We start from the raw sequence: 24,923 nt of genomic DNA on the forward strand, positions 1-24,923 counted from the left end.
CGGTCTCCGTTCCGGGTCAGTGGGGCTTGAGGGCGCCGGGGACCTGCTGGAGGGTCTCCACGGTCTGCTCCGGCTTGGGGTTGATGTTCTTCAGCCCCGAGAAGTCGATCGTCTTGAGCTGCTTGCGACCCGTCACGAACAGGATCGCGGCGATGACGCCCCAGACGACGGCGACGATGAGCGCGGCCCAGCCGAGGGGCATCGCGCTGCCCAGGGCCCACATCAGCGCCAGGCTGAGGAAGAGCGCGAGCATGTGGCCGCCGTAGCCGGCGCCGGCGAGCATGCCGGCGCCCTTCCCGGCCTTCGAGGCCTGCGCCTTGACCTCGCCCGTCGCCTTGTTGGCGTCGGCGCGGAGCTCGGCCTTGGCCAGCTCCAGCTCCTGGCGCATCAGGGTCGACAGGTCACGGGTGACGTCGCCGATCAGCTGGCCGACCGAGGTGCCCTCGACGTCCGGGTGCCCCTCCTCGGTCATCGGCTGCGCGGTGTTGCCGTAGTCGTAGCCGTCGGCTGCGGGCGGGGTGTACGACGACGCGCCGCTCTCGCCGTAGCCGAGGTCCTGCTGCGGCAGTCCGCCGCTCTGGTAGGGAGTGCTCACAGCTGGCCCGACCCGGGGGTGCGGGTCGCCGGGTCGTCCCAGCCGGCCGTGGTGGACGGGAGCGTGGTGCCCTCCGGGGTGCCGTACGGCGGCGGCGGGACCGAGCCGGCGGTGCCGGTGGTGGCGTAGCCGGTGGTGCCGGCCTCGTAGCCGGTGCTGGCGTACCCGGTCGCCGGGGTGTCGGCGATGTAGTTCGTGTCGGTCGCGTAGCTCTGGGTGGCGTAGGGCGAGCCCGTGCCGGTGAGCTGCTGGTTGCCGCTGCCGGAGGGGGCGGCGTCCTTGTGCGCGGCGACCACGCCGGTGGTCAGCCGGCCGGCGAGCACGCCGGCGACGGCGGCACCGAGCAGGAAGACGCCGGGCTTGCGGCGGGCGAAGGCGCGGACCTCGTCGACGAGCTCACCGGGCTCGCGGTTCTGGACCCAGCTCGCGAGCTCCTCGATCTTGTCCCCGGCCTGGCGGACCAGGTCGGCGGCGGGGCCGGACGGCGTCTCGCCACCGCCCTCGACCATGGTGCGCAGCTGCTGGGCGATGCCGGACAGGCCCTCGCCGGCCCGCTGCTGGCCGTTGCGGGCCTGGTCCTGCAGCTGCGAGCGGCCCTGCGCGATCAGGTCCTGGGCCTGCCGCTTGGTCTCCTGCGTGACCTGCTTGGCCTGGTCGGCGGCGGTCGAGGCGACCTGGCTGCCGGCCTGGGCGGCGGTCGAGGCGACGTTGCCGGCCTGGTCCTTGGCGACGTCGCTGGTGCTGGGGCTGCCGGACACGGGAGTCGCTCCGCTCTGCGGTGACTGCGTCGGGGTGTCGATGGAGTGGGTCATCGTTCCTCCTCGTCGTGCGTGGGCTGTACCTGGTCAGTGCTGGTGCTCTGGGCGTCCGTGCCCTGGCCGACCACGCCCGCTCGAGGGCACACGCCGTCGCCGGCGGATGAGTGCCGGTTCAGGTGGTGCCGGGACGCGGGACGGCGTACGGGCGCCTCGCGGTGCCCAGTCGTGACACTCGGGGGATCCCACCTGGCCTCGGTGGGACGCCGTTCCGTTGATCGACCAGGTACCCGCGGGCGACTACGACGTAAACCGGCTAGATCACTTTTCTGGATCACCACCGTCCGGCCGGGTCCGCCGGCCGGGCCGGGTAGCCTCGACCAAGGCAAGCCTTGCCTACGACGAGGAGGACCCGTGAGCGGACCGACCAGGGGCGGGGGCGCCCGGCGCCCCCGCGTGGCGCGCGTCGGGGAGGTGCTGCGCACCTCGCGGGTGACGCCGCACATGATCCGCGTCGTCCTCGGCGGCGAGGGCCTGGCCGGCTTCCCGGCGGGTGAGTTCACCGACCACTACGTCAAGCTCCTGTTCCCGCCGCCGGGCGCCCCCTACACCGCGCCGTTCGACGTGGAGGAGCTGCGCGCCGAGCTCCCGGCCGAGCAGTGGCCGGTCACGCGCACCTACACGGTGCGCTCCTGGGACCCGACCGCCGGCGAGCTCACCATCGACTTCGTGCACCACGGGGACCAGGGGCTCGCCGGGCCGTGGGCGGCGTCGGCCGCACCGGGTGACCGCATCCAGTTCTTCGGTCCCGGCGGCGGCTACGCGCCGAGCCCGGACGCGGACTGGCACCTGCTGGTCGGCGACGAGAGCGCGCTGCCGGCGATCGGTGCGGCGCTGACCCGGCTGCCGGCCGGTGCACCGGCCCTGGTGTTCGTGGAGGTGGCCGACCCGACCGAGCAGCAGACCGACCTCGTCCTGGGCGAGGGCGTCTCGGTGGTCTGGGTGCACCGCGGCGACGGCGTGCCGGGGGAGGCGCTGGCCTCCGCGGTCAGGGCCGTGCAGCTGCCGGCCGGCACCGGGCACGTGTTCGTGCACGGCGAGGCCGGCCTGGTGAAGGACCTCCGGCTGCACCTGCGCGCCGAGCGGGGCCTGGACCCGGCGTTCACCTCGATCTCCGGGTACTGGCGCCGCGGGGACGACGAGGACGGCTGGCAGGCCGGCAAGCGGGCGTGGAACGCCGAGGTCGAGGCGGCCGAGCAGGGCCTCGCCGCCGGCTGAGCCGGCGGCGAGGCCCGGCGGTCACATGTCGCGGTAGCGGACGGCGGCGGCGGTGGCGGCGCGCAGGCCCTCGGCGTCCAGCCGGGGGCCGTAGCCGGGGGTGTCCCGCTGGATCCGCCAGCCCTCGGCCAGCGGCCCGAGGTCGACGACGTCGAAGCCGATCGCGTCGATGAAGGCGGACACCTGCTGCTTGGCCGCCGCGTCGTCGCCGGCCACGACCAGGGCCCGGCGGTGCGGGGTGCCGGCGGGGGAGCCGTCGGCGGTGATGTCCGCGGCGCCGATGTGGTTGAACGCCTTGACCACCCGGGAGGTGGGCAGGTGGGCCTGCAGCAGCTCGGCCGTGGTCGTCGTCTCGTCGTCCAGCTCGGCGATCTGCCCGTCGCGCTGCGGGTAGTAGTTGTTCGTGTCGATCACGACCTTGCCGGCCAGCGGCTCCACCGGGACGGCGGGCACCGCCGACAGCGGGATCGTGACGACGGCGAGGTCGGCGGCGGCCGCCGCACCGGCGGCGGTGTCCGCGCGGACCTGACCCCGGCGCCCCGGCCGCTGCTCGAGCGCGCTGACCAGGTCGGCGAGGGTCTCCGGACCGCGGGAGTTGCTGAGCACGACGTCGTGGCCGGCGTCGAGGGCTGCCTGGGCGAGGGCTGTGCCGATGTGTCCGGCACCGATGAGTCCGAGGGTCGTCATGGTCGCTGCGAACCGGGGACGACCGGCCTTTCTTCCGTCCCGGTCAGCCCAGGTCGTCGGTGCCGAAGGTGTCGCACTGGTTCGGGTCGCCGGTGCTGTACCCGGTGCTGAACCAGCGCTGCCGCTGCTCCGACGAGCCGTGCGTGAAGGAGCCCTCGTCGACGGTCCCGCTGCCCAGGTTCTCCTGGATGAAGTCGTCGCCGATCCGCCCGGCGGTGTCCAGCGCCCGCGAGATGTCGTCGTCGGTGATGTCGACGATGAGCGGCTGACCGGTCTCGTCGGGCACCGTCTCGGCGTGGTTGGCCCAGGTGCCGGCGTAGCAGTCGGCCTGCAGCTCCAGCCGCACGCTGCCGCTGGTCGGCCCGGACTCGCGCGGGTCGACCTGCTGGTTGGTGCCGAGCAGGTTCTGCACGTGGTGGCCGTACTCGTGGGCGATCACGTACGCGTTGACGAAGGCCCCGCCCTCGGCGCCGAAGCGGGTCTGCAGGTCGTCGAAGAACGACAGGTCGATGTAGACCAGCTGGTCGGCCGGGCAGTAGAACGGCCCGGACCCGCTCGTCGCGCCGCCGCAGCCGGTCTGCACCGAGCCGGAGAAGAAGACCGTGTCGGCCGGCCGGTAGCTGCCGCCGAGGGTCTGCCCCCAGTAGTCCTGGATCGAGTCGATGTCGGCGGCGACGGCGCAGTCGACGGAGGTGTTGGCGTCGGCGACCTCGTCGCAGGACTGCTCGAGCGCGCCGTTGTCGGCGGTCTGCCCCGAGCCGAGCCCCTGAAGCACGCTGGTCGCGGCCGCGCCGCCACCGCCGCCGCCCCCGCCGAGGACCTGGAACAGGACGACGACGACCAGCCCCACCAGCCCGAGCCCGCCGCCGCCGACGGCCAGCCCCCGCCCGCCGCCCGCGCCGCGGCGGTCCTGCACGCCGGAGGTGTCCAACCGGCCGCTCTCCCGGAACCTCATCGTGCGTAGACCTCCTGGTCGGGTGGGGACATCGTGAAGGTCATCTCGACCGAGCCGTGCACCTCGACGGGGCCCGGCTGCAGCTCCAGCTGCGGCGCCGGCATCGCGAGGGACGCCTTGGCGAGCCGGCCACCGCCGCCGGTGCCGGCGTCGCGGAGCTCGACCAGCCCGGTGAGGCCGGCGCCGAGCGCGGCGGCGTAGCCGCGCGCCCGGGCGAGGGCGTCGGCGACCGCGTCGGCGCGCACCTGGTCGTGGACGGGGTGCCCGCGGGAGACCCGCCAGTGCGGCCCGTGCAGCGAGGTGTCCGCGAGCCCGGCCACCGCGACGGCCAGCCGGCCGGCGGCGGCGACGTCGTCGACCTGCACCCGGGTGGTCGCGGTGACCACCGAGCCGCCGCGGGCGCCGTCGGGGGCCTCGTCGAACACCGACACCGCATCGGTGGCGACGCTGCCCAGGCCCTCCGGGTGGGCGTCCAGCAGCGCGGTGAGCTCCTGCTGGCGGCCGGCGAGGGTGGCCAGCGCCCGGTCCCGGCGCCGGTCCCGGACCTCGATGGTCACCACGAGGTCGGCGGCGTCGGGGAGCACCTCGGCGACGGCCTCGCCACGCACGACCACGCGCGGGCTCTCGGTCATCGCTCCCCTCCGCGCCGGGACCTCCGCCCGGACCGCTCGGAGCACTCTGCCGGTCCGCGGGCGGCGGCGCACCCGGACGGCGGCCCGGCGGTCGGCGTCCTAGGGTCGGCGCATGCCCCTGGAAGGTGAGTACGAGCCCAGTCCGGAGAAGTGGGTCCGCGACCAGGTGGAGCTGTACGAGCGCACCGGCGGCCGGGAGGGCAACACGCTGCCCGGCCGGCCCGAGCCGGTCGTCGTCTTCACCACCCGCGGCGCGAAGAGCGGCAAGGTCCGCAAGAACCCGCTGATGAGGGTCGAGCACGACGGCGTCTACGCCATGGTCGCCTCGCAGGGCGGCGCCCCGAAGCACCCGACCTGGTACTTCAACCTCAAGGCCCACCCCGACCAGGTCACCGTGCAGGACGGCGACCGGGTCCGCGACGGCGTGGCCCGCGAGGTCGAGGGCGCGGAGTACGACCAGTGGTGGGAGCGCGCCGTCGCCGCCTACCGCGACTACGCCGACTACCAGCAGAAGACCGATCGGAAGATCCCGATCGTCCTCGTCGAGCCGACCAGCTGACGCCGGGCCGCGCGCCGGTCGTCGTCGTCACCGGTGCCAGCGACGGCATCGGGGCAGCGGCGGCCCGGCGGCTGCACCGCGGCGGGGCGCAGGTGGTCGTGGTCGGCCGCTCGATGGAGAAGACCGCCGCCGTCGCCGCGGAGCTGCCCGGCTCGGTCGCGCTGACCGCCGACTTCGCCCGGCTGGACGACGTCCGACGGCTGGCCGCCGACCTGCGCGACCGGTTCCGGTCGATCGACGTGCTGGCCGGCAACGCCGGGGCGTCGTTCGCGCGGCGCGCGGTGACCGTCGACGGGTACGAGCAGACCTTCCAGGTCGACCACCTGGCGCCCTACCTGCTCACCCGGCTGCTCGAGGAGCCGCTGCGGGCCGCCCGGGGGCGGGTGGTGACCACGTCGTCGTTCGTGCACTGGGCCGGGCAGGTCCGCCGCGGGCACCTCGCCGGGCTCGCCGACCCGCGCGGCCCGTACGTGGCGACCCGTGCCTACGCCCGGGCCAAGTGGTGCAACGTCCTGTTCACCGCGGAGCTCGCCCGCCGGTGGGCGCCCGGGGTGACCGCCACCTGCTTCGACCCCGGCGCGGTCGCCACCGGCTTCGGGCGCGCGGCGGGCGGGGCCACCGGGCTGGTGTTCCGGACGCCGCTGGTCGCGGTGCTGCGCACCCCCGCGCAGGGTGCGGACACCCTCGTCTGGCTGGCGACGGCGGACGACGGCTGGCGCAACGGCCGGCTGCACGCCAACCGGTCACCCACGCTGACCCTGCCCTCGGCCCGGGACGCCGTCCGGGCCCGCGAGCTGTGGGAGCTCTCCGCCCGGCTGGTCGGGCTGCCCGGCTGAGCTCAGCGGGGCGCGAGGTCCTGGCTGATCCGGGCGGCCACCCAGGCGGCGAGCACGTCCTCGTCCCGGGCGCGGGCCCCCAGCAGCGCCCACCCCAGGTCGGCCACCTGCCGGGAGCGGCGCAGCTGCAGGTCCGCACCCGGCGCCGCGAACAGCTCCGCGCGGGTCGCCGTGGCCACCTCGTGCTGGGCGACCAGGCTGTCCCGCAGGGCCGCGTCCGCCGGGCCGCCGGGTGCTGCCGCGACCGCGGCCAGCGCCCGCGCCACGGTGGCCTCGACCGCCGCGGGCAGCCGGCGGCTGCCGGGGTGCGGCAGGAGCAGCAGGCCGGCGGCGAGCCCGACCACGATGCCGACGAGCGTCTCCCCCAGCCGGACGGCGATCAGGTCCGCACCGGGCGGGCTGCCCGCGCCGAGGTGCACCAGCGACAGCGAGACCGGCGTGATCAGCGAGACGGCCAGCACGTACTGGCTGACCACCAGCAGCTCGACGCCGACGAGCAGGACCCCGATGAGGGCGACGGTGACCCCGACGGGGAGGTCCAGCCAGAACAGCAGCGCGGTCCCCGCCGTCCCCAGCAGGGTGCCGGTCACCCGGTGCAGGGCGCGGGCCCGGGTGTGCCGGGCGTCGGTGCCCAGCAGCACGGCGACGGCGGCGGTCGCGGCCCAGTACGGGCTGTGCAGGCCGAGCGCGGCGGCCAGCGACCCCGCTGCCCAGGCACCCGCGCCGATGCGGACGGCGGTGGGCAGCCACAGCGGGGTGTGCCCCCGGCCCGGGGCCGGTGCCGTGCGGTGGTCGGCCCGCGCGGGCGGGGCGGTGGTGGGGAGCGCCCGCAGGAAGCGGGTCTCGACCTCCTCCAGCCGCGGCCGCAGCGACGGGCGCCGCCGGCTGCCACCGGCCACCGCCTGGTGGGCGAGCCGGACGGCCCGGGCGACGCCGTCCGGGCGGGTGTCCCGCAGCCCGCTCCGCTCGGCCCCGGCGACCGCACCCTCCGCGGCGGCGACCGCGCGCCGCTCGGGACCGGCGGGGTCCCACGCCCACGCCGCCATGACCACCAGCCAGGCGAACGCCGCCGACCCGGCGGCGGCCGCGACGTGCTGCCCGACCAGGTCGGGGGAGGAGCCCAGCGCGCTGGCGCTGCCGCCGACCAGCACGGCCATCAGCGGGCCGGGCGGGCCGACCTGCCACACCGCGGTGGCCGCCGTCGCGGCCGCGCCGAGCAGGCCGAGGACGGCGGCGAGCAGGAACGGGTGCGGCCCGGCGAGCCCACCGACGGCGACCGACGCGACCAGCGCGGCGCCGACGCCGGCGGAGACCACCGACCGCCGCCGGTAGGGGAGCGCGTGACCGTAGACGGCGGTGAAGCCGCCCAGCGCCGCGGCCGCACCCAGGTCGGCGCGGTCGAGCAGCACGAACAGGGCCAGCGGTGCGGTGACGCAGACCGACGCGGACAGCGCCCGCCGTCCGTGGGCGGCCCACAGCGCCGCCGGCGCGGGCAGCCGCGGGCCGAGGACGTGCGGCGCCGCCCAGCGCAGCGGGGCGAGGAGGCCGGGCACGGCTGCCATCGTCTCCTCCCGACCGGTGCCGCGTCGTCGACGGAGGTCACTGCCGGCGGGCGAGATGGGTCACCCACCTCTTCCGCTCAGGAGAAGCCGACCACCGCATGCGGCGTGTAGGGCTCCTCCAGCCGCGCGATCCCCTCGGCGCTCAGGTGCAGGTCGACGGCGGCCACCGCGTCGTCGAGCTGCCGGTCCTCGGTCACCCCGACGATCGGCGCGGTGACGACCGGCTTGCTCAGCAGCCAGGCGAGCGCCACCTGCGCGCGCGGCACCCCGCGCGCCGCGGCGACCTCGGCCACCCGGTCGACGATCGCCCGGTCGCCGTCGGCGTAGAGCCTGCTGCCGAACTCGTCGGTCGCCGACCGGGCGGTGCTGTCGTCCCAGTCGCGGGTCAGCCGGCCGCGGGCGAGCGGGCTCCACGGGATGACGCCGATGCCCTCGTCGGCGCACAGCGGCAGCATCTCCCGCTCCTCCTCCCGGTGGAGCAGGTTGTAGTGGTCCTGCATGGAGACGAACCGGTGCCAGCCGTGCTCGCCGGCCCGGTGCAGCGCCTTGCTGAACTGCCAGGCCCACATGCTGGAGGCGCCCAGGTAGCGGACCTTGCCCGAGCGGACGCACGCGTCCAGCGCCTCGAGCGTCTCCTCGATCGGGGTGTGCGGGTCCCAGCGGTGGACCTGGTAGAGGTCGACGTAGTCGGTGCCCAGCCGCCGCAGGCTGGCGTCCAGCTCGGCCAGGACGGCCTTGCGGAACAGCCCGGCGCCGTTCGGGCCCGGCCGCATCCGGCCGTGCACCTTGGTGGCCAGGACGACGTCCTCGCGGTCGGCGAAGTCCTTCAGGGCACGGCCGGTGATCTCCTCGCTGGAGCCGGCCGAGTAGACGTTCGCGGTGTCGAAGAAGGTGATCCCGGCGGCCAGCGCCTTCTCGATGACCACGCGGCTCTGCTCCTCGGGGAGGCTCCACGGGTGGCCGCCCCGCTCGGGGTCGCCGAAGCTCATCATCCCCAGGCAGATGCGCGAGACCTGCAGGCCGGTGCTGCCCAGACGCGTGTACTCCATGGCCGGACCCCCTCCCCGCCGTTGCCCCGCGCAACCTCAGGGCAGTGCGGCGTAGCGCTCCTCGATCCGGCTGCGCACCTCGGCGGAGAGCTCGGCGAAGGGCTCCAGCTCGAGCGCGCGCGCCCTGCCCCGGCCGGCCCGCCAGACGCCGACCGCGGTGCCCGCGGACACCGCGGTGGCCCGGAACATGCCGTTGCCGCCGGGCACGATCCGGTCGGCGAACCCGGCCGGCACGGTGCAGCTGCGGTCGAGGTAGCCGAGCACCAGCTCGTCGAAGCCGGGCAGCAGCAGCACGTCCTCGGCCTCGGCCCGGGCGGCGGCCAGCCGGTCGGGGGTGGCCGGGTCCATCCAGTGCTCGGTGCCGTCGACGTCGACCCGGGTGAGCCGGTCGCCGGCGACCGCGAGGCCGGCCTTGACGTCGCGGACCAGCACCCCGGCCCAGCGGACCAGGTCCTTGACGGTGGCCGGGCCGTGCGAGGCGAAGAACCGCAGCGCGAGCTCGCCCAGCGCCTCGTCGCGCTCCAGCCGGCGCGGGGCCGGCACCCACTCGTCGAGCAGGACGAACTGCTGGTCGCCGCCGGCGGTCGGACCGAGGCAGGTCAGCCCGGACTGGGCGAGCCACCACAGCAGGTGGTAGCCGCGCTGGCCCTCGGTGGGCACCCCGCCCGCCGCGAGCGCGGCGACCAGCTCGGCGCGGCCCAGCCGGCGGCCGCCGCTCAGTGCGGCCAGCGCGACCTCCCCGGCCCGCGCGACGTCGTCGTCGGTCAGCCCCACGGTGGCCCGTCGGCCGGCCGCCCCGGCCAGCACCCTGGGGCCGAGCAGTTCCAGCATCCAGGGCAGGTCCTCGGCGGCGGTGAGGTGCAGCGTGCCGCGCATCGGCCAGGAGCGGACGACCTCGCCGGCGTCGAGCGCGGCGGTGACGGCGGCCCGGGTGCCGCCGTCGGTGCGCAGGGCCACCGACATGAGCGCCCCGGGCAGGTCCTGCGCCTGGACGGCGGTCAGCCAGCGGACCGCGTCGGCCGGGCTCGCCGGCCGGGGCCCGACCAGCCGCTGGGCGGCCATCCGCAGCATCGACAGCTCCTGCACGGCCCCACCGTGGCAGCCGGGTGCGACAGGATCAACGCAGCAGGTGCAGGTAGAGCATGTCCTCGGCGTCCGGCTCGGTCGTGAGCGGCGTGAAGCCGGCGGCCCGGGCCGCCCCGAGGCTGGCTGCGTTGTCCGGCTCGATGCCCAGCACGAACTGCTCGACGTCGGCCAGCTCGGGCGCGCCGACGAAGGCGCGCAGCGTGGCCCGGCCGAAGCCGCGGCCCCACCGCTGCGGGTCGACGACGTACGCGGCGCCCGTGGTGCGGCGCTCGTCCGTCCAGGTCACCCGCTCGGTGGCCGGGTCCCACAGCGTCCAGCGGTCGTAGACGTCCCCGCCGACCTGCGCGACCGGGGCGCCCTCGCCGTCCAGGGCCAGGAAGGTGTGCGAGCGCAGCACCCGGCGACCGCGGAACTCCTCACCGTGCGCGGCGTTGCGCAGGGCCAGCTCGCGCGCCGGCCAGGAGCGCCCGCCCAGCCGGCGTCGCACCTCGGGGTGGTCGAACCAGGGGAGCACCCGCGGCAGGTGCTCGGGCTCGAACGGGACCAGCCGGATCGTCGCGGGGACGGACACCTCCCCACCCTGCAGCACTGTCACCGCGCCGTCATCCGGTGGCAACGAGCACTCCCTAGGTTCGGGGACCCGCCCTCCGGAGAGGAAGCCGATGTCCGCCGTCCCGCTGGTCGACCTGGCCCCCTGGTACTCGGGTGGCCCGGCCGGGCGGCGGCAGGTGGCCACCGACGTGGACCGCGCGCTGTGCGAGGCCGGTTTCCTGCTCCTCACCGGCCACCGGGTGGACGCCTGCCTGGCCGACCAGGTGCGGGCGGAGGCCCGGCGGCTGTTCGCGCTGCCCCCGGCGCGGAAGGCCCGGCTCTCAAGGGTCCCCGGGGGCCGGGGCTGGGTCCCGCCGGGGTGCCGGCGGCCTGCCCGGACGGCCCGGAGCGCCCGCCGGACCTGCGGGAGTCCTTCACCTTCGGCGCCGACCAGCCGCCACCGGCGGTGACCGGGACGGTGGAGGAGGAGTGGTACGCCCCGAACAGCTGGCCGGCCGAGGTGCCCGGGCTGCGTCCCGCCGCGACCGCGTTCTCCGCCGCCTGCGCCGGGGTGGCCGAGGACCTGCTGCGGGTGGCGGCCCTCGCGCTGGACCTGGCCGACGACTTCTTCGTGTCCCGCTGCACCGGGGACACCTGGACCGTCGAGCTCGACCGGTTCCCCGCCCGGCAGGAGGTGGGCACGGTGCTGCCCGGGCAGCTGCGGGCCGGCCCGCACACCGATGCCGGCACGCTGGCGCTGGTGGACCGCGAGCCGGGCTCCGGCGGTCTGCAGGTGCGCGCGCTGGACGGGTGCTGGGTCGACGCGCCGTTCGTGCCGGGTGCCCTGACGGTCAACGCCGGCGACCTGCTCGCCCGGTGGACCGGCGACCGGTGGCGCTCCACCCCGCACCGGGTGCTCCCGCCACCGGTGGAGCTGCCGGGCGAGGAGCTGCTGGACCTGGCCTTCCGCGCCGAGGCCGACCCGGGCACGGTGGTCGAGCGGCTGCCCACCCCGGCGGCCGGGCCGACCCGGTACGAACCGGTGACCGCCGGTCGGTTCCGGCGCAGCCGGAGCGGGTCCGTCAGCGTCGGCTGACGCCGTACCGTGCTCCCCATGATGGGCATGGGCAACCTGGGCCCGGACGGACGACGGCGCCAGCGGCTGGTCGCCGGGATCATCGTGGCCGCGATGCTGCTGGCCGCCGGTGCGGTGCTGCTGGGCACCGTCCTCTGACGGGAGGGCCTGGGCATGGACGTGGACGAGTGGTTCGCAGCCGCCGGTGACCGGGCCGGTGAGCTCCGCCGGGTCGACGCGCTGGTGCAGGCCGCGGCGCCGGGGATCGACCGCCAGCTGGTGCCGGTCGGGTCGGGGCAGATGCTGGGCTACGGGATGATGCCGTACCGGCCCAGGTCGGCGAAGGAGACCACGACGTGGCCGCTCCTCGCCCTGGCGGCGCAGAAGCGGCACCTCTCGCTGTACGTCTGCGCCGTGGTCGACGGGGAGTACCTCGCCGAGTCCCGGGCCGCGGCGCTGGGCAAGGTGTCCTGCGGGAAGAGCTGCATCCGGTTCACCTCGCTGGACCGGGTCGACACCGTGGCGCTGGACCAGCTGGTGCGGGACGCCGTCGCCAGCACCGCCGACGGGCGCAACGCCTACAGCGGCTGACCCCCGCCTCCGCCGAGTGGGCAGTTCCGGTCGCCGACACACCCCGACGCGCCGTCCCCGGCGACCAGAACTGCTCAGTGGGCCTGGACGGTCGGCCGCCCGGGAAGGCGGTTGCCCGGTCCGGGAGACTGGCGGCATGGGCTACGTCGACGTCACCGGGGTCCGGCTCACGCTGCCGGACGGGCGGGTGCTGCTCGACGACGTCAGCTTCCGGGTGGGGGAGGGCGCCTGCGCCGCGCTGGTCGGCGAGAACGGCGCCGGCAAGACCACGCTGCTGCGGATCATCTCCGGCGACCTCGTGCCCGAGGCCGGGTCGGTCGCGCTGGTCGGCGGGCTCGGCATCATGCGGCAGTTCATCGGCTCGGTGCGCGACGACACGACCGTGCAGCGCTTCCTGGTCGACCTCGCCCCGCCCGCCGTCCGGGAGGCCTGGGACGCCGTGGAGGCCGCCGAGCTGGCGATGATGGAGGTCGACGACGAACCCGCGCAGATGGCCTACGCGAACGCGCTGGGCCACTGGGGCGACGTCGGCGGCTACGACGTCGAGGTCACCTGGGACACCGTCACCGTCGCGGCGCTCGGCGTCCCCTACGACGGCTGCAAGTACCGCGAGCTGACCACGCTGTCCGGCGGGGAGCAGAAGCGGCTGGCGCTGGAGTGCCTGCTCCGCGGCCCGGACCAGGTGCTGCTGCTCGACGAGCCGGACAACTACCTCGACGTGCCGGGCAAGCGGTGGCTGGAGGAGCGGCTGCTGGAGACCCGCAAGACCGTGCTGTTCGTCAGCCACGACCGCGAGCTGCTGGCCCGGGTCGCCGACCGGGTGGTCACCGTCGAGGGTGGGACGGCGTGGGTGCACGGCGGCGGCTGGGCCGGGTACCCGGCGGCGCGCACCGCCCGGCACGAGCGGATGGCCGAGCTGCGCAAGCGCTGGGACGAGGAGCACGACCGGCTCGTCGAGCTGGTCCGCACGCTGCAGCAGCAGGCCAAGAACTCACCCGACATGGCCGCGCGGTACCACGCCATGCAGACCCGGCTGGCCAGGTACGAGGCCGCCGGTCCGCCACCGGAGCGGCCGCCGGACCAGTCGGTGACCATGCGGCTGCGCGGCGGGCGCACCGGCGTGCGGGTGGTCGTCGCCGAGCAGCTGGAGCTGGCCGGCCTGATGCGCCCCTTCGACCTGGAGGTCGAGTACGGCGACCGGGTCGCGGTGCTGGGGTCCAACGGCGCGGGCAAGTCGCACTTCCTGCGGCTGCTGGCCGGCCAGGACGTCGCGCACACCGGTGGCTGGCGGCTGGGGGCGCGCGTGATCCCCGGGTTCTTCGCCCAGACCCACGCGCACCCGGAGTGGCTGGAGCGCACGCTCGTCGACCTGCTCTGGCACGGCGAGCCGGGGCGGCCCGGCGTGGACCGCGGCCGTGCGATGGCCACGCTGCGCCGCTACGGGCTGGCGGCGCAGGGCGACCAGCTGTTCCGGTCGCTGTCCGGCGGTCAGCAGGCCCGCTTCCAGGTGCTGCTGCTCGAGCTCTCGGGCGCCACGCTGCTGCTGCTCGACGAGCCGACGGACAACCTGGACGTGCTCAGCGCCGAGTCCCTGGAGGCGGCGCTCGACGCGTTCGACGGCACGGTCATCACCGTCACCCACGACCGCTGGTTCGCCCGCACCTTCGACCGGTTCCTGGTCTTCGGGTCCGACGGGCGGGTCTACGAGGCGCCCGAGCCGGTGTTCGACGAGGGCCGCGTCCAGCGCGCCCGCTGACCAGGCACAGGTACCTATACGTGCGTTTCGGCACCCAGAACGCATGCATAGGTACCTATGCCTGGCACGTCAGCGGGCGGACTCCACCGCGGACGGGGACGCCGCGGCCGCCCGGCCGTCGAGGACCTCGGTGGCGATCCGGGTCGCGTTCGCCATCACGGTGAGCGTGAACGTCGTGGAGGCCAGGGTCGGCAGGACCGAGCCGTCGACGAGGTGCACCCGGTCCCACTCCGGCAGCCGGCCCCACCGGTCGGTGCCGCCCCGCGCGCCCGGCTGCTGGTGCGGGAAGGTGCTGCCGAAGTGGTAGCTCTTGCCGGCACCGCTGACCGCGACGTGGGTCAGCAGCGGCCACAGGTCCAACGCCGGTGCGATCCGGGCCAGCCGGCGCAGCACCGGGCCGAGCATCGCCGGCCGCCCGGTGTCCTCCGGGACGAGGTCCAGCTCGGGCAGGCCGCCGGCACCCCGCCGGGCGGTCACCCGGATCCCCGGTGACGCCCAGGAGGGCAGGTAGCCGAAGCCGACGGTCAGCCGCCGCAGCACCTCGGTGGTCAGCCCGGACAGCGCCGGGGAGCGCAGCAGGCCGGGCAGCGCGTCGAGGAAGGCCGGGTTGTACGGGTAGCCGTGCAGGTGCGCGGTGTCGACGTCGTCCTCGTCGAAGGACAGCAGCACGTTGAACTGGTTGAGCGTGAAGTCCCGGGCGTCCGGACGGCGGGGGTCGGCCACGCCGCGGCGGGAGAGGAACGGCACCACGAACTGCAACGACTCGGCCATCCGCACGCTCGCCGGCGGCTGGGGCAGCGAGCCGAGCACCAGCCGGGTCGTGCCCATCGCCCCGGCGGCGACGAACACCCGGTCGGCGTGCAGCTCGTGGCGCTCGCCGGTGGCCAGCTCGCGGAACCGCGCCACGGCACCCCGGTCGTCCTGCCCGACCTCCTCCACCAGCACCCCGCCGACGTACCGGACGTTGGGCAGTCGGCGGACCCGGTCCATGGTCTGCGCGGCGCTGTAGACCAGCCCGTGCGGGCAGCCGGTCATGCACAGCCCGCACCGGGTGCAGTCGTTCGCGCGGAACGCCAGCCGGGCCCGGCCGACGGTCACGCCGCGGCGCCGCAACGCCGTCCGGTGCTCGGCGTAGCGCTGCAGCACCGCCTCGGTGCGCGCGCCCAGCGGCGGCAGCCCGCTGCGGGGGGCCAGCAGCGGGAACGACCCGGCGAGGTCGTCGACCTCGGCGGCCAGCGGCACCTGCTGAAGGGCCGCCCGGTAGTGCGGCTCCATCTCCGCCCAGGACACCGGCCAGTCGCGGAACGTACCCGGCGAGAAGGGCATCGCCTGGGCACCCCACAGGTTGGTGAACCCGCCGTAGGCCGAGGAGACGACGTCGGTGTTGGTGTCCGGCCGTGCGCCGCGGATGCCGGTCACCTGGCCGAGGTCCCGGAACGGGTGGTCGGACCCGTAGACCCGCTTCTGCGGCACCGCGCGGCCGCCCCCGGCAGTGCGGGCGGTGACCAGCTGCAGGTCGACCGGGTGCCAGGACGCCTCGTCCCGGCCGGCCATCCGCGCGAGCGCGGCCGTGCGGGGTGCGTCCAGCCGGCTGCCCAGGTCGAGCACGGTCACCTGCTGGTCCCCGCGGCAGGCGAGCGTCCAGGCCACCATCGCCGCCGAGGCACCCGAGCCGATGACGAGGTGCGTTCCGGCGGGGGTCACCGCGGTTCGAGGCCGACGGTCAGCGAGACCGGGAGCCGGCCCGTGCGCAGGTCGACCCGGCCGCGCAGGTGCCCGACCCCGGCCGCGGCCAGGCCGCCGACGATCGCCGCCGCCTGCAGGCCGGCGTCCCGGTCGCCGCGTGCCGCCCGCAGCAGCTTGCGGGCCACGCTGCCGACCATCGCGCGGGCGAACTCCAGCTCCGCTCGGATGTTGCCGGCCGCCCCCATGTCGGAGAAGGCGCGGACCTTGCCCCGGTTGATGGTGTAGCAGCGCCGCCAGAAGTAGTCCCAGGTCAGCCGCTCGGGGTGGACGAAGTGGTAGATGCGCGCCTTGGGCTCGTAGACGACCGCCGCCGCCCCGTGCGCCGCGGCGATCCGGTGCGAGAGGTCCATGTCGTCGTGCTTGTCGGAGTGGAAGCCGCCGACCGCGCGCAGCGCGTCGGTCCGCACCGACATGCTGGCGCCGATCAGGTGCCGCACCGGCTCGCGCACCTCGGGCAGCCCGACGTAGTGGCAGCCGAACACCCAGTCGAACTCGTGCGGGAACCAGCCCGGCCGGGCGATCTGGTGGTTGGGCAGCGGGGCGCCACCGACCGCGACGGCGCCGTCCTCGGCGTAGACCGACAGGAGGGTCTCCAGCCAGGTCGGGTCGGCCTCGGCGTCGTCGTCGAGGAAGGCGACCACCTCGGCGGTGACCCGCTCGACCGCGGTGTTGCGGGCGGAGCCCAGCCGCCCGGCGAACCGGTTCGGGAAGACCTCGATCGGCGGCCCCGGCTGGTCGGTGCCCGGACCCCAGGTGGCCAGACAGCGCTCGAGCAGCTCGTCGTTGTGGTCGACGCAGAGGAGGATCTTCCCGGGCGCCACCGACTGGGTCTGGACGGAGGCGACGGCCCGCTCCAGCAGGTCCCAGCGGGCGTCGGTGTAGGTGCAGATCACCACGTCGGCCAGCGGAGCGGTGCTCTTCTCGACAGGCATGGTCTCTCTCTCGGTCGGGGGCGCCCGGGTGCTCGGGCCGTGCGACCACCTGCGGCGTCGGAGGAGGACGGTGCCGAAAGCTAGCAGCGAGTGACGATCAGCAACAGATCTCCTGACGCTCCGTCGCGACTGTCACCCGTACGTGTGACCCTCGCCCCGGTAGGTGGGCAGCGCGTCAGTGACCGCGTCGCCCCGGACGGCGTGCAACACGTCGACCCGCTCGCACAGCTCGCCGGCCTTGGCGTGCCGGAACCACACCCGGTCACCGGTCCGCAGCCCCGCCGCCGCCCGCCCGCGCAGCGGCGTCTGCACCTCGCCGGCCCCCTCGGTCGGGACCAGCCGCAGCCCGGCCGGGTACGTCGGCGTCGGCACCCGGTCGGCCCCCGGCGGCCCCGAGGCGATCCAGCCGCCGCCGGCCACGGTGACCGTCCCCGGGGCGGGGCGCCGGGTGACCGGCAGTGCGAACAGGGCCGCCGGCCGGCCCCGGAACGCGCGGTAGGCGTCGAACAGCGTGGGGGAGTAGAGGCCGGAGCCGGCCGCCAGCTCGGTCACGGAGGGGTCGGTCGCCGTCCGCTCCAGGCTGCCGGTGCCGCCGCCGTTGACGAACTCGAGCGCCGCCACCTCCCGGACGGCGGCCACCGCCGCGGCCCGCCGCTCGGCCAGCTCCCGGCCCGAGGCCCGCTGCATCCCCCGGACGGCGAGGCCGCGCAGCGGACGCCCCGGCGGGGCGTCGCCGAGGCCGGCGATCTGCGCCTCGTAGGCCATCACCCCGACCAGCACGACCCCCGGCCGGGCGACCAGCGCGCGGGCCAGTTCCGCTGCCTGCCCGGCGGTGTGCACCGGCGAGCGGCGGACGCCGACGTGCGCCGGGCCCAGCCGCCACGAGGCGTCCAGGTCCAGGCAGACCCGCACCGGTGGCCGGGAGCCGGGAGGAGCGACGGCGTCCAGCACGTCGACCTGGTCGGGGGAGTCGACCATCAGCGTCACCCGGGCGGCGGCCTGCTCGTCGGCGGCCAGCCGGCGCAGGGCTGCCCGGTCGACGCTCGGGTAGCCGACCACCACGTCGGTGCTGACCGGGTCGTCGCCGCCGGCCAGCCACAACGCCTCGGCCAGGCTGTAGCCGAGCACGCCGGCGAACCCCGGCCGGGCCAGCACCCGGCGCAGCACGGACCGGCTGCGCACCGACTTGCTGGCCACCCGGACCGGGCGCCCCGCGGCGCGGCGGACCAGGTCGTCGGCGTTGGCGTCGAGCGCGTCGAGGTCCAGCACGGCCAGCGGCGGGTCGAGGTGGGCCGTGGCGGCGTCCAGCCGGGCCCGTTCCGTCGGTGCGTCGCTGCCGGGCGGGAGGGTCATGGTGCGGCAGCATCCTGGTCGGACGGCGAGTGGGTCAAGCGTCCCAGTCGCTTGACCGGGGTGCCCCCGGGCGGCACGCTGCCGCGCGACGACGACCGGAGGAGGACCCGTGCCGCAGGAGCAGCGCTGGCGCAACTGGGCGGGCAACCAGGTGGCGGCCGGGTTCACCGCGGTCCACCCGCGGGGCACCGCGGAGATCGCCGCGGCCGTGCGCGCGGCCGCTGCGGCCGGGCGGCGCGTACGGCCGATCGGCAGCGGGCACTCCTTCAGCGCCATCGGCCGGCCCGAGGACGTCCAGCTCGTGCTCGACCGGCACGCCGGGCTGGTCGGGGTGACCGACTCCGGGCTGGTCACCGTGCAGGCCGGGATGCCGCTGCACCGGCTGACCGCGGAACTGGCGGCCCGGGGGTGGGCGCTGACCAACCTCGGCGACATCGACCGGCAGACGGTCGCCGGCGCGCTGTCCACCGGCACCCACGGCACCGGCGCCGCGTTCGGCGGCCTGGCCAGCCAGGTCCGGGCGTGCGAGCTGGTGCTCGCCGACGGTGCGGTGCTGCGGTGCTCGCCCACCGAGCACGCCGACGTCTTCTCCGCCGCCCGGGTGGGTCTCGGTGCCCTCGGCGTGCTCAGCGAGGTCACCCTGCAGGCGGTGCCGGCCTTCGCGCTGCGCGCCGAGGAGGGGCCGGCGTCGCTGACCGGCCTGCTCGCCGACGTGGACGCCTTCCTGAGCTCGACCGACCACGTCGAGTTCTACTGGTTCCCGCACACCGACCGCTGCCTGACCAAGCGGAACACCCGGGTGCCGCTCACCGAGCTGGACCCGCTGCCGGGCTGGCGGGCGGTCTGGGACGACGAGGTGGTGGCCAACGGCGGCCTGGCCGCGGTCGTCGGGGCCGGTCGGCTCGCCCCGCCGCTGGTGCGCCCGCTCGCCCGGGTCTCCGCCCGCGCGCTCTCGCCCCGCACGCACACCGACGCCGCGCACCGGGTGTTCGTCTCCCGCCGCCGGGTCCGGTTCCGCGAGATGGAGTACGGCGTCCCGCGGGCCGCGGCCGCCGAGGTGCTCGGCGAGCTGCGCCGGGTGGTCGACCGCAGCGACTGGCGCGTCCCGTTCCCGGTCGAGGTGCGGCTGTCCGCCGCCGATGACGTCCCGCTGTCCACCGCCTCCGAGCGGGACACCGCCTACGTCGCGGTGCACGTGCCCGCGCGCACCGAGCCGGGCGCGTACTTCGCGGCCTTCGAGGCGATCGCGGGCGCGGTCGGCGGTCGCCCGCACTGGGGCAAGGTGCACGGCCTGGACGCCGCCGCGCTGGCCGACCGGTACCCGCGCTTCGGTGAGTTCACCGCCCTGCGCGACCGCCTGGACCCCGCCGGCGTGTTCGGCAACGCGCACCTGGACCGGGTGCTCGGCCCGGCCCGGGCGCGGACCGGCGGCCGCTGACGTGCCCCGGCTCCCGGCGGACGCCCGCCGCGCCGCGCTGGTCGAGGCCGCCCTGCGGGTGATGTCCCGCGACGGGCTGGCCGCCGGCACCACCCGGGCGATCGTCGCCGAGGCGGGGATGTCGCTGGCCAGCTTCCACTACGCCTTCGCCTCCCGCGACGAGCTGCTGCGCGAGCTGGTGCACCGGGTGGTCGGCCACGAGCTGTCGGCCGCGGCCGCCGCCGAGGTGCCCGAGGGCGCCGGCCTGGCCGACTGCCTGCGCGCGGCCGCCGCGGGCTACCTGCAGCACCTCGAGCGGGAGCCGGGCGCCGAGCAGCTGATGCTCGAGCTGGCGCTGCACTCGCTCCGCGACCCCGCGCTGCGGCCGCTGGCCCGGCAGCAGTACCGCGCCTACACCGCCGCGGCGACCCGGCTGCTGGAGCAGGCGGCCGCGGCCACCGGGGCGACCTGGCGCCGGCCGGTGCCCGAGCTCGCCCGCCTGCTGGTCGCCCTGGTCGACGGGGCCACGACCACCTGGCTGGTCGACCGGGACACCGCCGCCACCCAGGCCGTGCTGGACGCCGCCGTCGGCCTGTTCGTCGCCGAGCACTCCGAGCTCGCCCGGTGAGGCCGGTCGCGGCGCCGCTCGCGCCGTCGGTCGGAGCGGCCTGGACCGCCCGGTTCGGACTCGTCTGGCTCGGGCTGTGGGCGGCCCAGCTCGCCCCGGTCCAGCTGCTCCTGCCGCTGCAGCTGGCCGACCTGGACCCGGCGCACAAGGTCCGCGACTTCGGGCTGGTCAACGGGCTGGCCGGGATCGCCGCGCTGGTCGCGCTGCCGGTGTTCGGGGCGCTGTGCGACCGCACCCGCTCACCGTTCGGCCGGCGCCGGGTCTGGGTCGCGGCCGGGGTGGTGGTCTACGTCGGCGGGCTGCTGCTGACCGGTGCCGCCGACGGCGTGGCCGGGGTCGCCGGCGGCTGGCTGGTGGCGCAGCTGGGGATGTACGCCGCGATGGCCGGGCTGACCGCCACCATCGCCGACCAGGTGCCGGCCGAGCAGCGCGGGGCCGTCTCGGCCGCCGTCTACGGCCCGCAGGCGCTCGGCATCGTCGTCGGCCTGGTCCTGGTCACCGGGCTGGGGGAGGACGCCGGCTACCCGGCGCTGGCCGTGCTGCTGCTGCTCGCCGCGCTGCCGTGGCTGCTGCGGGCCCGGGACACCCCGGCGGTCGCGCGCCCGCAGTCGCTGGCCGCCGCCGTCCGGGCCACCTGGGCCGCGCCCAGCCGGCACCCCGACTACGCCTGGGCCTTCGGCGGGCGGCTGCTGGTCAACCTGGGCAACGCCCTGGGGACGACGTACCTGCTGTACTTCCTCACCGACGGGCTGCGGGTCGCCGACCCCGAGGGCTCGCTGCTGGTGCTCACCGTCGTGTACCTGCTGGCCACCGTGGCGGCTACCTGGGGCGGCGGCCTGCTGTCGGACCGCACCGGGCGCCGGCGGGTGTTCGTCGCCGGCGCCGCGGTGCTGCAGGCGCTCGCCTGCGCGGTGCTGGTGGCCGTGCCGAGCTGGCCGAGCGCGCTGGTCGCCGGGCTGCTGCTGGGCGCGGGCTACGGCGCCTACACCTCGGTCGACCAGGCGCTGGTCACCCAGGTGCTGCCCGACGCCCGCACCGTCGCCGGCGACCTCGGGGTGATGAACGTGGCGGTGGTGGTCCCGCAGGCGCTCGCCCCGCTGCTGGCCAGCCTGGTGATCGCCGAGCTCGGGGGCTACGACGTCCTGTTCGCGCTGGCCGGCGTCGTCAGCGTCCTCGGCGCGCTGTCGGTCGCCCGCATCCGCACCGTCCGCTGACCCCCGTGCCCGTTTCGGCGCCGAACCCCGCACGGGTTTCGGCGCCGAAACCGGGCTCTCGGTACCGGAAGCTCGGGGCTTTCGGTACCGAAAGCCCCGGGAGGGGCTACAGGTCGGGGTCGAGGGTGCCGTCGCCGCCGATGCGGTCGAGCTCGGCCAGCTCCACCGGGCCGAGGACCCGCGCGGCCGACTCGAGGTTGGACTCCAGGTGCCCGATCGACTTGGTGCCCGGGATCAGCAGGATGTTGGGGGAGCGGGCCAGCAGCCAGGCCAGCGCGACCTCCATCGGGGTGGTCTCCAGCGTCCGGGCCACCGACTCCAGCGCTGCGGACTGCAGCGGGCTGAACCCGCCGAGCGGGAAGAACGGCACGTACGCGATGCCCTCCCGGGCCAGCGCGTCGACCAGCGGGTCGTCGGCCCGGTGCACCAGGTTGTAGTGGTTCTGCACGCAGACCACCGGGGCGATGCCCTGCGCCTCGGCCAGCATCTGCGGGGTCACGTTGCTGACGCCGATGTGCCGGACCAGGCCCTCCTGCTGCAGCGCGGCCAGGGTCTCCATCGGCTCGGCCAGCGAGCGCTGCACCGGCTCGGCGAACCCGGGCATCCGCAGGTTGACCACGTCCAGCGCCTCGACGCCGAGGTGGTCGAGGTTGTCGTGCACGGCCTGCCGCAGCTCGTCGGCGCCCAGCGCCTCCGGCCACTCGCCCTCCGGCGTCCGGCGGGCACCGATCTTGGTGACGATGGTCAGCTGCTCGGGGTAAGGGTGCAGGGCCTCGCGGATGATCTCGTTGGTCACGTGCGGGCCGTAGTAGTCGCTGGTGTCGATGTGGTCCACGCCCAGCTCGACCGCGCGGCGCAGCACCGCCACGGCGCCGTCCCGGTCGGCCGGGGGGCCCATCACGTGGGGGCCGGCGAGCTGCATGGCGCCGTAGCCGATGCGGTGCACCGTGCGGTCGCCGAGGGTGAACTGGCCGGACTTCTCCGCCGTCGTCGTCATGACCACGGCTTACCCCCGCCCCCGGGGGCGGTCAAACGGTCAGCGGACGGCGGCGGGTGTGGCGTCGGCGACGGGCGCCAGGGCGCGCTGCCACCTGTCGACGTCGGCCCGGGCGGCGAAGGCCAGCGCGGTGCGCTCGCGGCGCTCGGACCGGATGGTGAGCACCGCGATCCCGGTGCCGACCAGGGCCAGCGCGGCGCCCACCCAGATCGGCGCGGTGTAGCCGAGCCCCGCCGACAGCGCGGCGGCGCCCAGCGCGGCCCCCAGCGCGTTGGCCACGTTGAAGGCCGCCTGGTTGGCGGCCGACACGAGGCTGCCGCCGGGCACGCGGGCCGCCTCGATCACCCGGTTCTGCACGACCGGGCCGAGGGCGAAGGCGAGCATGCCGAAGAAGACCAGCACGGTGACCGCGGCGACCGGGGTGCGCGCCACCAGCGCCAGGACGGCGAGCGCGCCGGCGGTGCCGAGCAGCCCGACGGCCACGAACGACATGCCCCAGCGGTCACCCAGCCGGCCGCCGACCAGCGTGCCGACCGTCGTGCCGGCGCCGAAGAGGCCCAGCACCGGGGTGACCCAGCCCTCGGGGATGCCGCCCAGCTCGGTGAGGATCGGGCTGACGTAGCTGTAGACGGAGAAGAGCGCCGCGAAGCCGATCATCGTCGTGCCGAGCACCAGCCACACCCCGCGCCGGCGGAAGGCGCCCAGCTCGCTGCGCAGGTCGGTCGGCTCGCCGGCGACCGTCGGCATCCAGGCCAGCAGGCCGGCGATGGTGACCAGGCCGATCGCGGCCACCGCGGCGAAGACCAGCCGCCAGCTGAGCTGCTGGGCGAGGAAGGTGCCCAGCGGGACACCGACGACGTTGGCCAGCGTCAGCCCGGTGATCATCAGCGAGATGGCCTGGGTGGCCTTCTCCCGGGGCACCAGGCGGCGGGCCGCGACCGCGCCCACCCCGAAGAACGACCCGTGCGCGAGGGCGGCGAACACCCGGGCGGCGACGAGCCAGCCGTAGCTGGGCGCCAGGGCCGACAGCAGGTTGCCGAGGGTGAACAGCACCATCAGCGCGACCAGCGTCTGCCGCGGGGTGAACCGCACGCCGAGGGCGGTCAGCGTGGGGGCGCCGATGACGACCCCGATGGCGTAGGCGGAGATCAGCAGCCCGACGGCGGAGACCGAGACGTCCAGCCCGTCGGCGATCTGGGGCAGCATGCCCATCACCACGAACTCGGTGGTGCCGATGCCGAAGGCACCGATGGCGAGCGCGAGCAGGGCGCGGGGCAAGGCAGAGCTCCTCGAGGTGGGGCAGGGGGTGGACGCGGACGTCGGCGTCCACCACAGCCAAGAGGAGCGGGCCTCTGATCCTTGCACCCGACGGGCATGAACCTCGTCACGTCGCGGGCCGCGCCTCTCCGGCACGGCCCGCGACGCGAGGTCGGTCAGGGCTGCAGCAGCACCTTCACCGCGCCGTCCTGCTTCTGCCGGAAGGTCTCGTAGGCCTGCGGCGCCTGCTCCAGCGGGACGTGGTGCGTGGCGAAGGTGTCCACGCCCAGCGGGTCGGCGTCGGTGAGCAGCGGCAGGATGTCCGGCACCCAGCGCCACACGTTGGCCTGGCCCATGCGCAGCTCGATCTGCTTGTCGAACATCCGCATCAGCGGCATCGGGTCGGTCGCGCCGCCGTAGACGCCGGACAGCGAGATGGTGCCGCCGCGCCGGACGGCCTCGATCGCGGTGTTGAGGGCCGCCATCCGGTCCACGCCGACGACCTGCATGACCTTCTCCATCACCGCGTCCGGGACGATCGCGGTGGCCTTCTGGGCCAGCTTCGCGCCGGGGGAGCCGTGCGCCTCCATGCCGACCGCGTCGATGACGGCGTCCGGACCGCGGCCGTCGGTCTTGTCCCGCACCCAGGCGACGACGTCGGCCTGGGTGGTCGAGTCCAGGACGTCGATGCCGTTGGCGCGGGCCCGGGCGAGCCGCTCGGGCACGGTGTCGGAGGCGAGCACCTGCGCGGCGCCGAGGTGCTTGGCGATCCGGGTGGCCATGTCGCCGATCGGGCCCAGACCCAGCACCAACACCGTGCTGCCCGGCTTCACGTTCGCGTACTGCACCGCCTGCCAGGCGGTGGGCAGGACGTCGGAGAGGTAGACGAACCGGTCGTCGGCCGGGCCCTCGGGCACCTTGATCGGCAGCGTGTTGCCGAAGGGCACCCGCAGGTACTGGGCCTGCCCGCCGGGCACCTGCCCGTACAGCTTCGTGTAGCCGAACAGCGAGGCGCCGAAGCCCTGCTCGCGGTTCTGCGTCGTCTCGCACTGGCTCTGCAGCCCCTGGTTGCACATCCAGCAGGTGCCGCAGGAGATGTTGAACGGCACGACGACGCGGTCGCCGGCCCGCAGCTCGGTGACGCCGGGGCCGACCTCGCGCACGATCCCCATCGGCTCGTGGCCCATGACGTCGCCGACGGTCATGAACGGCGCCATGACCTCGATCAGGTGGAGGTCCGAGCCGCAGATGCCGGTGGAGGTGATCTCGACGATCACGTCGGTGGGGTCGGTGATGGTGGGGTCCGGGACGGTGTCGACACGGACGTCGTCGCGGCCGTGCCAGGTCACTGCGCGCATGGTGGTGCTCCTCGTTCTCGGGGGCTCGAGACGGCCGCGGCGTCGGTCAGCAGGCCGAACTCCTAGGCGTGACG

The 24,923-nt window shown here is 75.7% G+C and carries 25 protein-coding genes; 10 read left to right on the forward strand and 15 right to left on the reverse strand.

What is annotated here, in order from left to right; genetic code table 11:
• Nucleotides 1-16: 16 nt before the first annotated feature.
• Together MODMU_RS06510 and MODMU_RS26800 are read right to left on the reverse strand one after the other, a co-directional pair.
• On the reverse strand, nt 17-595 hold the full coding sequence (locus MODMU_RS06510) for a phage holin family protein (RefSeq protein WP_014739405.1): 579 nt from the start codon (nt 593-595) through the stop codon (nt 17-19).
• Complete coding sequence (locus MODMU_RS26800) at nt 592-1,407, reverse strand: hypothetical protein (RefSeq protein ID WP_014739406.1); 816 nt, start codon at nt 1,405-1,407, stop codon at nt 592-594. Before MODMU_RS26800 ends, MODMU_RS06510 begins: the two co-directional genes overlap by 4 nt.
• A 357-nt stretch (nt 1,408-1,764) precedes the next feature.
• Here MODMU_RS26800 and MODMU_RS06520 point away from each other — a divergent pair, with 357 nt between their 5' ends.
• Nucleotides 1,765-2,628: a siderophore-interacting protein gene (locus MODMU_RS06520; protein WP_231851775.1), complete on the forward strand. Its 864-nt coding sequence runs from the start codon at nt 1,765-1,767 to the stop codon at nt 2,626-2,628.
• Nucleotides 2,629-2,649: 21 nt separating this feature from the next.
• Here MODMU_RS06520 and MODMU_RS06525 read toward each other — a convergent pair whose 3' ends face one another.
• From MODMU_RS06525 to MODMU_RS06535, 3 genes are read right to left on the reverse strand one after another with little or no spacing between them, the layout of a single operon-like run.
• Nucleotides 2,650-3,315, reverse strand: a complete 666-nt coding sequence (locus MODMU_RS06525) for an NADPH-dependent F420 reductase (RefSeq protein WP_014739408.1) — start codon at nt 3,313-3,315, stop codon at nt 2,650-2,652.
• A 43-nt stretch (nt 3,316-3,358) separates the two neighbouring features.
• Nucleotides 3,359-4,270: a KPN_02809 family neutral zinc metallopeptidase gene (gene ypfJ / locus MODMU_RS06530; protein WP_014739409.1), complete on the reverse strand. Its 912-nt coding sequence runs from the start codon at nt 4,268-4,270 to the stop codon at nt 3,359-3,361.
• Nucleotides 4,267-4,902 (reverse strand): SIMPL domain-containing protein, encoded by a 636-nt coding sequence (locus MODMU_RS06535; RefSeq protein WP_014739410.1) that lies wholly within the window; start codon nt 4,900-4,902, stop codon nt 4,267-4,269. The genes ypfJ and MODMU_RS06535 overlap by 4 nt, the downstream gene beginning before the upstream one ends.
• A gap of 112 nt (nt 4,903-5,014) precedes the next feature.
• On the opposite strand from MODMU_RS06535, the gene MODMU_RS06540 reads away from it, so the two are divergent.
• Entirely contained in the window at nt 5,015-5,461 is a 447-nt protein-coding gene (locus MODMU_RS06540; protein WP_014739411.1) for a nitroreductase family deazaflavin-dependent oxidoreductase, read from the forward strand.
• Nucleotides 5,365-6,297: an SDR family NAD(P)-dependent oxidoreductase gene (locus tag MODMU_RS06545; protein ID WP_197537392.1), complete on the forward strand. Its 933-nt coding sequence runs from the start codon at nt 5,365-5,367 to the stop codon at nt 6,295-6,297. The genes MODMU_RS06540 and MODMU_RS06545 overlap by 97 nt, the downstream gene beginning before the upstream one ends.
• A 2-nt stretch (nt 6,298-6,299) precedes the next feature.
• Here MODMU_RS06545 and MODMU_RS06550 read toward each other — a convergent pair whose 3' ends face one another.
• The 4 genes from MODMU_RS06550 to MODMU_RS06565 all read right to left on the reverse strand — a co-directional run bounded on the left by MODMU_RS06550 (nt 6,300) and on the right by MODMU_RS06565 (nt 10,565).
• Entirely contained in the window at nt 6,300-7,859 is a 1,560-nt protein-coding gene (locus tag MODMU_RS06550) for an FUSC family protein (RefSeq protein ID WP_014739413.1), read from the reverse strand.
• Nucleotides 7,860-7,936: 77 nt separating this feature from the next.
• On the reverse strand, nt 7,937-8,908 hold the full coding sequence (locus tag MODMU_RS06555) for an aldo/keto reductase (RefSeq protein ID WP_014739414.1): 972 nt from the start codon (nt 8,906-8,908) through the stop codon (nt 7,937-7,939).
• Nucleotides 8,909-8,944: 36 nt separating this feature from the next.
• Entirely contained in the window at nt 8,945-9,994 is a 1,050-nt protein-coding gene (locus MODMU_RS06560; protein WP_014739415.1) for a winged helix DNA-binding domain-containing protein, read from the reverse strand.
• A gap of 31 nt (nt 9,995-10,025) precedes the next feature.
• Nucleotides 10,026-10,565, reverse strand: coding sequence for a GNAT family N-acetyltransferase (locus MODMU_RS06565; protein WP_014739416.1), 540 nt, complete (start codon nt 10,563-10,565; stop codon nt 10,026-10,028).
• A 91-nt stretch (nt 10,566-10,656) separates the two neighbouring features.
• Here MODMU_RS06565 and MODMU_RS30285 point away from each other — a divergent pair, with 91 nt between their 5' ends.
• From MODMU_RS30285 to MODMU_RS06580, 4 genes are all read left to right on the forward strand, one after another.
• Entirely contained in the window at nt 10,657-10,995 is a 339-nt protein-coding gene (locus MODMU_RS30285; RefSeq protein WP_051143938.1) for a 2-oxoglutarate and iron-dependent oxygenase domain-containing protein, read from the forward strand.
• Nucleotides 10,905-11,621: a 2OG-Fe(II) oxygenase family protein gene (locus MODMU_RS06570; RefSeq protein ID WP_051143939.1), complete on the forward strand. Its 717-nt coding sequence runs from the start codon at nt 10,905-10,907 to the stop codon at nt 11,619-11,621. The genes MODMU_RS30285 and MODMU_RS06570 overlap by 91 nt, the downstream gene beginning before the upstream one ends.
• 153 nt (nt 11,622-11,774) lie before the next feature.
• Nucleotides 11,775-12,191, forward strand: a complete 417-nt coding sequence (locus MODMU_RS06575; RefSeq protein ID WP_014739419.1) for a DUF1801 domain-containing protein — start codon at nt 11,775-11,777, stop codon at nt 12,189-12,191.
• A gap of 136 nt (nt 12,192-12,327) precedes the next feature.
• Nucleotides 12,328-13,947: an ABC-F family ATP-binding cassette domain-containing protein gene (locus tag MODMU_RS06580; protein ID WP_014739420.1), complete on the forward strand. Its 1,620-nt coding sequence runs from the start codon at nt 12,328-12,330 to the stop codon at nt 13,945-13,947.
• A gap of 69 nt (nt 13,948-14,016) precedes the next feature.
• Here the strand turns inward: MODMU_RS06580 and MODMU_RS06585 are convergent, their stop codons facing one another.
• From MODMU_RS06585 to MODMU_RS06595, 3 genes are all read right to left on the reverse strand, one after another.
• Nucleotides 14,017-15,651, reverse strand: a complete 1,635-nt coding sequence (locus tag MODMU_RS06585) for a GMC family oxidoreductase (protein WP_014739421.1) — start codon at nt 15,649-15,651, stop codon at nt 14,017-14,019.
• Nucleotides 15,648-16,625 carry a glycosyltransferase family 2 protein gene (locus MODMU_RS06590; RefSeq protein ID WP_014739422.1) on the reverse strand — a complete coding sequence of 326 codons (978 nt, stop codon included), beginning with the start codon at nt 16,623-16,625 and terminating at the stop codon, nt 15,648-15,650. The genes MODMU_RS06585 and MODMU_RS06590 overlap by 4 nt, the downstream gene beginning before the upstream one ends.
• Before the next feature lie 132 nt (nt 16,626-16,757).
• On the reverse strand, nt 16,758-17,978 hold the full coding sequence (locus MODMU_RS06595) for an amino acid deaminase/aldolase (RefSeq protein WP_014739423.1): 1,221 nt from the start codon (nt 17,976-17,978) through the stop codon (nt 16,758-16,760).
• Between the two features lie 109 nt (nt 17,979-18,087).
• Between MODMU_RS06595 and MODMU_RS06600 the strand changes: the two genes are divergently transcribed.
• From MODMU_RS06600 to MODMU_RS06610, 3 genes are read left to right on the forward strand one after another with little or no spacing between them, the layout of a single operon-like run.
• Entirely contained in the window at nt 18,088-19,416 is a 1,329-nt protein-coding gene (locus MODMU_RS06600; protein ID WP_014739424.1) for a D-arabinono-1,4-lactone oxidase, read from the forward strand.
• Between the two features lies 1 nt (nt 19,417).
• Nucleotides 19,418-20,023 (forward strand): TetR/AcrR family transcriptional regulator, encoded by a 606-nt coding sequence (locus MODMU_RS06605; protein ID WP_051143940.1) that lies wholly within the window; start codon nt 19,418-19,420, stop codon nt 20,021-20,023.
• Nucleotides 20,020-21,237 carry an MFS transporter gene (locus MODMU_RS06610; protein ID WP_014739426.1) on the forward strand — a complete coding sequence of 406 codons (1,218 nt, stop codon included), beginning with the start codon at nt 20,020-20,022 and terminating at the stop codon, nt 21,235-21,237. Before MODMU_RS06605 ends, MODMU_RS06610 begins: the two co-directional genes overlap by 4 nt.
• Before the next feature lie 106 nt (nt 21,238-21,343).
• Here MODMU_RS06610 and MODMU_RS06615 read toward each other — a convergent pair whose 3' ends face one another.
• The 3 genes from MODMU_RS06615 to MODMU_RS06625 all read right to left on the reverse strand — a co-directional run bounded on the left by MODMU_RS06615 (nt 21,344) and on the right by MODMU_RS06625 (nt 24,849).
• Nucleotides 21,344-22,234 carry an oxidoreductase gene (locus MODMU_RS06615; RefSeq protein ID WP_041796101.1) on the reverse strand — a complete coding sequence of 297 codons (891 nt, stop codon included), beginning with the start codon at nt 22,232-22,234 and terminating at the stop codon, nt 21,344-21,346.
• 39 nt (nt 22,235-22,273) lie between these two features.
• Entirely contained in the window at nt 22,274-23,512 is a 1,239-nt protein-coding gene (locus MODMU_RS06620) for an MFS transporter (protein ID WP_014739428.1), read from the reverse strand.
• 155 nt (nt 23,513-23,667) lie between these two features.
• A complete protein-coding gene (locus MODMU_RS06625; RefSeq protein ID WP_014739429.1) occupies nt 23,668-24,849 on the reverse strand; it encodes a zinc-dependent alcohol dehydrogenase in 1,182 nt (393 codons plus the stop codon).
• Nucleotides 24,850-24,923: the final 74 nt, after the last annotated feature.

Origin of the sequence: Modestobacter italicus, assembly GCF_000306785.1 — a bacterium.
GTDB classification, from domain to species: domain Bacteria; phylum Actinomycetota; class Actinomycetes; order Mycobacteriales; family Geodermatophilaceae; genus Modestobacter; species Modestobacter italicus.

What these genes read in the sequence shown, in the direction of transcription:
- MODMU_RS26800 (WP_014739406.1), bottom strand. Translation starts at nt 1,407, where the DNA reads ATGACCCACTCCATCGACACCCCGACGCAGTCACCGCAGAGCGGAGCG.
- MODMU_RS06525 (WP_014739408.1), bottom strand. Translation starts at nt 3,315, where the DNA reads ATGACGACCCTCGGACTCATCGGTGCCGGACACATCGGCACAGCCCTC.
- ypfJ (WP_014739409.1), bottom strand. Translation starts at nt 4,270, where the DNA reads ATGAGGTTCCGGGAGAGCGGCCGGTTGGACACCTCCGGCGTGCAGGAC.
- MODMU_RS06535 (WP_014739410.1), bottom strand. Translation starts at nt 4,902, where the DNA reads ATGACCGAGAGCCCGCGCGTGGTCGTGCGTGGCGAGGCCGTCGCCGAG.
- MODMU_RS06540 (WP_014739411.1), top strand. Translation starts at nt 5,015, where the DNA reads ATGCCCCTGGAAGGTGAGTACGAGCCCAGTCCGGAGAAGTGGGTCCGC.
- MODMU_RS06550 (WP_014739413.1), bottom strand. Translation starts at nt 7,859, where the DNA reads ATGGCAGCCGTGCCCGGCCTCCTCGCCCCGCTGCGCTGGGCGGCGCCG.
- MODMU_RS06555 (WP_014739414.1), bottom strand. Translation starts at nt 8,908, where the DNA reads ATGGAGTACACGCGTCTGGGCAGCACCGGCCTGCAGGTCTCGCGCATC.
- MODMU_RS30285 (WP_051143938.1), top strand. Translation starts at nt 10,657, where the DNA reads ATGTCCGCCGTCCCGCTGGTCGACCTGGCCCCCTGGTACTCGGGTGGC.
- MODMU_RS06575 (WP_014739419.1), top strand. Translation starts at nt 11,775, where the DNA reads ATGGACGTGGACGAGTGGTTCGCAGCCGCCGGTGACCGGGCCGGTGAG.
- MODMU_RS06580 (WP_014739420.1), top strand. Translation starts at nt 12,328, where the DNA reads ATGGGCTACGTCGACGTCACCGGGGTCCGGCTCACGCTGCCGGACGGG.
- MODMU_RS06590 (WP_014739422.1), bottom strand. Translation starts at nt 16,625, where the DNA reads ATGCCTGTCGAGAAGAGCACCGCTCCGCTGGCCGACGTGGTGATCTGC.
- MODMU_RS06595 (WP_014739423.1), bottom strand. Translation starts at nt 17,978, where the DNA reads ATGACCCTCCCGCCCGGCAGCGACGCACCGACGGAACGGGCCCGGCTG.
- MODMU_RS06615 (WP_041796101.1), bottom strand. Translation starts at nt 22,234, where the DNA reads ATGACGACGACGGCGGAGAAGTCCGGCCAGTTCACCCTCGGCGACCGC.
- MODMU_RS06625 (WP_014739429.1), bottom strand. Translation starts at nt 24,849, where the DNA reads ATGCGCGCAGTGACCTGGCACGGCCGCGACGACGTCCGTGTCGACACC.